Raw genomic sequence first — 803 nt, 5'->3', positions numbered from 1 at the left:
ATGAATCCATGAATTACTCTAGGGCAGGCGGAGCGACAGTATCGCATCCCGCCTGCCAACAGGCCGTCAATACGGCATTAACCGGCCACGCCCCACAGGCCCTTCAGGCTGTTCAGTGCGGTCGCGCCAACACCTTCACCGCCCAGGAAGCCGAGAATTTTCGGCGCAAACTGGGAGATCATTTCCGGGCTCAGGCCCAGGGCGCTGAAGGCTTTGGAGACACCCTGCAGGGTCGAGATGTTGCCCAGCATGGAAGAGGCCATGCCACCGCCGCCACCCAGCAGGGAATCCAGCCCCGGCACCTTGTTCATGATGCCGCTGAACTGATCACCCGACAGGTTGTTCTGGGCCATGGCCAGCAAGGCGCCGGCACCGCCTGCCGCCTGCTGCTGCGTCACCCCCAGGTCGGCGGACAAAGAATCCACCAATGCCTTCGCTTCACCGGTCACCGCCAGCTTGCTGTTGGCGCTGTCCATGGCACTGGTGGCCGCGTCGTTCGCCTGGTTCACGCTGGCATTGGCCTTGTCGGACGCGTCATTCACCGCCTTGTTGGCCGAGTCGGTCATGGATTTCAGATCAAACGCCTGGGCCGGCGCACTCAGGACCAGGCACAGAGAGGCGCCCATCAAGCCAAAACGGAAAGCGTTCATAGTTGCTCCTTGGTTATCGTCAATCATCCCTGTTCAGAGGGGAACAGTATGGCAAACCTTACCCATGCAAAAAGGCGACGGCCATCACTTTGTGCACGCTTTGCGCAGGGGGTCATTCAAGCGGCTGCTGACATTTCTGCAACAACCCGAGCA

At 60.4% G+C, this 803-nt stretch carries 1 protein-coding gene; it reads right to left on the bottom strand.

Going from position 1 to position 803, the window contains the following annotated elements; all coding sequences use genetic code 11:
• Positions 1–77: 77 nt before the first annotated feature.
• On the bottom strand, positions 78–650 hold the full coding sequence (locus A3730_RS21875; RefSeq protein WP_063520167.1) for a DUF2780 domain-containing protein: 573 nt from the start codon (positions 648–650) through the stop codon (positions 78–80).
• Positions 651–803 lie beyond the last annotated feature (153 nt).

It is taken from the genome of Alcanivorax sp. HI0044 (assembly GCF_001634945.1).
Note: the sequence above shows the minus strand (reverse complement) of the source record. Positions and strands in the feature narration are given on the sequence as shown.